Origin of the sequence: Streptomyces sp. 13-12-16, assembly GCF_002114215.1 — a bacterium.
In the GTDB taxonomy this organism is placed as follows: Bacteria; Actinomycetota; Actinomycetes; order Streptomycetales; family Streptomycetaceae; genus Streptomyces.
In genome coordinates this window covers 1-4,286 of record NZ_NCTE01000235.1, presented here as the reverse complement: position 1 = coordinate 4,286, position 4,286 = coordinate 1, and the positions used below count along the sequence as shown (strand labels likewise).

Here is a 4,286-nt window from a genome sequence, read left to right as displayed (position 1 = left end):
CGGGGGCTGCCCCGGCAGGGCCAGCGTGGCCAGCGGGCCCTCGGGGCGGTCGATGACGACCTCGCCGTCCGCGGTGCCGAGGCGGACCGCCGTGACGACGGGCCCCGCGCTCACCACCCGGTCGACGGTCACCCGCAGCCGCGCCTGAAGCCAGCGCGCCAGCAGCTCGGCGGCCGGGTTGTCGGCCTCGGCCTCCACGGTCGCCGAGGTCACCGTCGCCCGCGCCTGGTCCAGCGCCGCCGCCAGCATGGAGCGCCACAACGTCAGCCTGGTCCACGCGAGGTCGGTGTCGCCGGGCGCGTAGGTGCGCCGCCGGGCCTCCAGCACCTCCATGGGGTTCTCGGCCGTGTACAGGTCGGTGATCCTGCGCTGTCCCAGCGCGCCCAGCGGGTCCTTCGCCGGGTTCTCGGGCGCGTCCGTCGGCCACCACACCACCACCGGCGCGTCCGGCAGCAGCAGCGGCAGCACCACCGAGTCGGCGTGCTCGGACACCTCGCCGTACGTCCGCAGCACCACCGTCTCGCCGGTGCCGGCCTCCGAGCCGACCCGGACCTCGGCGTCCAGCCGGGGGTGGGTGCGCTCGCGCGGATTGCGGGTGTGCCGCTTGATCACGACCAGGGTGCGCGAGGGATGCTCGTGCGAGGCCTCCTCGGCGGCCTTGATCGCGTCGTAGGCGTTCTCCTCGTCCGTGACGATCACCATCGTCAGGACCATGCCCACGGCCGGTGTGCCGATGGCGCGGCGGCCCTGCACCAGCGCCTTGTTGACCTTGCTTGCCGTGGTGTCGGTCAGGTCGATCTTCATGGCCTGCGCCAGCTCCGTCCGTCTCGTGCGAGCATCTCGTCGGCTTCCGCGGGTCCCCAGCTGCCCGAGGTGTACCGCGCCGGCCGGCCGTGCGACGCCCAGTACTCCTCGATCGGGTCGAGGATCCTCCAGGACTCTTCCACTTCCTGGTGACGGGGGAACAGGTTGGCGTCCCCCAGCAGGACGTCCAGGATGAGCCGCTCGTACGCCTCCGGGCTGGACTCGGTGAACGACTCGCCGTACGCGAAGTCCATGGTCACGTCCCTCAGCTCCATCGAGGTCCCCGGCACCTTGGAGCCGAACCGGACCGTCATGCCCTCGTCCGGCTGGACCCGGATGACGATCGCGTTCTGCCCGAGCTCCTCGGTGGCGGTGGAGTCGAAGGGGGAGTGCGGCGCCCGCTGGAAGACCACCGCGATCTCGGTGACCCGGCGGCCCAGCCGCTTGCCGGTGCGCAGGTAGAAGGGGACGCCCGCCCAGCGGCGGTTGTCCACGCCGAGCTTGATCGCGGCGTAGGTGTCGGTCTTCGAGGAGGGGTCGATGCCCTCCTCCTCCAGGTAGCCGCGCACCTTGGCGCCGCCCTGCCAGGCACCCTCGTACTGTCCGCGCACCGTGTGCCGGCCCAGGTCGTCCGGGACCTTCACGGCCCGGAACACCTTCAGCTTCTCGGTCAGCAGCGAGGCCGCGTCGAAGGAGGCCGGCTCCTCCATCGCGGTGAGCGCCATCAGCTGGAGGAGGTGGTTCTGGATGACGTCACGGGCGGCGCCGATGCCGTCGTAGTAGCCCGCGCGCCCGCCGATGCCGATGTCCTCCGCCATGGTGATCTGCACGTGGTCCACGAAGGACCGGTTCCAGATCGGTTCGAACATCTGGTTGGCGAAGCGCAGCGCCAGGATGTTCTGGACGGTCTCCTTGCCGAGGTAGTGGTCGATCCGGAAGACCTGCTCCGGGTCGAAGACCTCGTGCACGATCGCGTTGAGCTCCTCGGCCGACCTCAGGTCGTGCCCGAACGGCTTCTCGATCACCGCGCGCCGCCAGGACCCCTCGGGGGCGTCGGCCAGCCCGTGCTTCTTCAGCTGCTGGACGACCTTCGGGAAGAACCTCGGCGGCACGGAGAGGTAGAAGGCGTAGTTGCCGCTGGTGCCCCGGTGGGCGTCCAGCTCGTCCACGGCCTTGCGCAGCTGGTCGAACGCGTGGTCGTCGTCGAAGTCGCCCGGAACGAACCGCATGCCCTCGGCGAGCTGCTGCCAGACCTCCTCGCGGAACGGGGTCCGCGCGTGCTCCTTGACGGCGTCGTGCACGACCTGGGCGAAGTCCTGGTCCTCCCAGTCCCGGCGGGCGAACCCCACCAGCGAGAAGCCCGGTGGCAGCAGGCCCCGGTTGGCGAGGTCGTACACGGCCGGCATCAGCTTCCTGCGGGACAGGTCGCCGGTCACCCCGAAGATGACCAGACCGGAGGGGCCCGCCACCCGGGGCAGCCGCCGGTCCCGCGGGTCGCGCAGCGGGTTGGCCCAGTCGGCCGGGGGCGCGGAGAGGGCCGTGAGGGTCTCCTCCGGCTCCTCCCGTCCTTCTCGTTCGTCCGGGGCGTCCGTCGTCGGTTCGGTCGTCTCGTCGGTCATTCCGCGTCAGCTCCCTTGCTGTCGAGCGACTCCGTCACCGCGTCGAGCAGCGCCTGCCAGGCGTCCTCGGACTTCGCGACGCCCTCGTTGTCCAGGGTGTCCTTGTCCGCCGGGTCCTTCACCCCGGCGGACGCCCGGCGCTCACCGGAGAAGACCCTCACGGCTGTTTCACTCACAGTGCTCATCTTCTTTCTCGCGGTCATGACAACCGTGCGCGGCGGTCGGTGATTCCCTGGCGGTCACGTTGCCGGGGTGACGCCGCGCGAGGCGGGTGGCACGCCGCATCACTTCAAGAAGTCCTCGGTCGAAGCAACGTCGATGCCGTCATGCGTTCAAGTTTAAAAGTATGATCTTTTTGGTGACGGGTCCCCTCCTGATCGGCGGGACGCCCCGGGTGCCGGCGACCCCTCCACTCCTCGCGCGGCGCCGGGTACCGCGGAATCGCCATGACCATGCAGTCTCTGGCCGGGGCATGCGAAAGAGGGCCCCACGCGCGTGGGGCCCTCTTTCGTTCCCGGCCGGGGAGGGCCGGTGTGGGGGGTGGGATCAGTGGCCGAAGGTGAACCAGTTGACGTTCACGAAGTCCGACGGCTGGCCGCTGGTGAAGGTCAGATAGACGTCGTGGGTGCCCGTCACGTTGCCGATGTTCGCCGGGATCGTCCGCCAGGACTGCCAGCCGCCCGTGTTGCCCACGGCGAAGCTGCCGATGGGCGCGTTGCTCCGGCTGTCCAGCCGTACCTCGACCAGGCCGCTGACGCCGGCGCCGGCACCGCTCGCCACCCGTGCGGAGAACTGCCGGGCCGGGTTCGAGCCGAAGGTGACCCCCTTGAACTGCAGCCAGTCGCCGTTGGCCAGCGCGCCCACGTTCCGGCCGCCGCCGGAGTCCGAGGTGTTCTCCGTGATCACGCCGCTCTGGCCGTCGTAGGACTCGGCCTGGATGGTGCCGTAGGCGTCGCGGCTGCCGGGGGTGCCGGGGTCGCCCGGGTCCTCCCCGCCACCGGAGGTCAGCACCTGCACGTAGTCGACGAGCATCGAGTGCCCGGGCTGGGTGCCCGCGTCCGGGCCGCCGCCGAAGGCGTCGGGGAAGCCGCCGCCCATCGCCACGTTCAGGATGATGAAGTAACCGTGGTTCGTCGCGTTCGTCCAGGTCGTCGCGTCGACCTGGTTCTCCCGTACGGTGTGGAAGTTGTTGCCGTCGAGGTAGAAGCGGATCTCCTCGACGCTCGTCGAGCGGTCCCACTCCATCCGGTACGTGTGGAAGCCGGCCTGGCAGGTCGTGCCCTGGCAGGTGGTCGAACCGCCGATGCCGCTGGTCTCGTTGCACGGACCGCCCGGCGAGGTGCCGCAGTGCATCGTGGCGAACACGGTGTTGTTGCCCTGCGTGTTCTCCATGATGTCCAGCTCGCCGACGGCGGGCCAGTTCCAGTAGTTGCCCCGGTAGGGGGAGCCCAGCATCCAGAACGCCGGCCAGTAGCCCTTGGCGGCGGCGCCGGTGACGTTCGGCACCTGGATGCGGCTCTCGACGCGGAGCTTGCCGCCGGCCGGGGGCTGGAAGTCGGTGCGCCTGGTCTCGATACGGCCGGAGGTCCAGTTGCCGGAGGCGTCGCGGCGCGGGGTGATGCGCAGGTTGCCGTTGCCGTCGAGGGAGACGTTGTCCGTGTGGGACGTCATCGTCTCGATCTCACCGGTGCCCCAGTTGGCGGGGCCGCCCGGGTAGCCCTTGCCGGTCGCGTACTGCCAGTTGGAGGTGTTGACACCGCTGCCCGCGGAACCGTTGAAGTCGTCGGCGAAGACCTGGGTCCAGCCCGTCGGCGGAGGCGGCACGGACGCGCTCGCGGACGGACCGGCCGCGGTGGCGGCGCC

At 70.6% G+C, this 4,286-nt stretch carries 4 protein-coding genes; all 4 read right to left on the bottom strand.

Features of this window, described 5'->3' with window-relative positions; translation table 11 throughout:
- Positions 1–804, bottom strand: an 804-nt coding sequence (gene opcA, locus B7767_RS10675; protein ID WP_085571986.1) for a glucose-6-phosphate dehydrogenase assembly protein OpcA, incomplete at its 3' end; no start/stop codon positions are given.
- On the bottom strand, positions 801–2,423 hold the full coding sequence (zwf, locus tag B7767_RS10670; RefSeq protein ID WP_085571985.1) for a glucose-6-phosphate dehydrogenase: 1,623 nt from the start codon (positions 2,421–2,423) through the stop codon (positions 801–803). The genes opcA and zwf, both read right to left, overlap by 4 nt.
- A complete protein-coding gene (locus B7767_RS45735) occupies positions 2,420–2,599 on the bottom strand; it encodes a hypothetical protein (RefSeq protein ID WP_143652338.1) in 180 nt (59 codons plus the stop codon). The genes zwf and B7767_RS45735 overlap by 4 nt, the downstream gene beginning before the upstream one ends.
- Positions 2,600–2,969: 370 nt before the next feature.
- A partial coding sequence (locus B7767_RS10665; protein ID WP_085571987.1) for a glycoside hydrolase family 16 protein occupies positions 2,970–4,286 on the bottom strand: 1,317 nt, incomplete at its 5' end.

Coding starts and splice junctions, on each gene's coding strand:
- zwf (WP_085571985.1), bottom strand. CDS start 2,423: ATGACCGACGAGACGACCGAACCGACGACGGACGCCCCGGACGAACGA.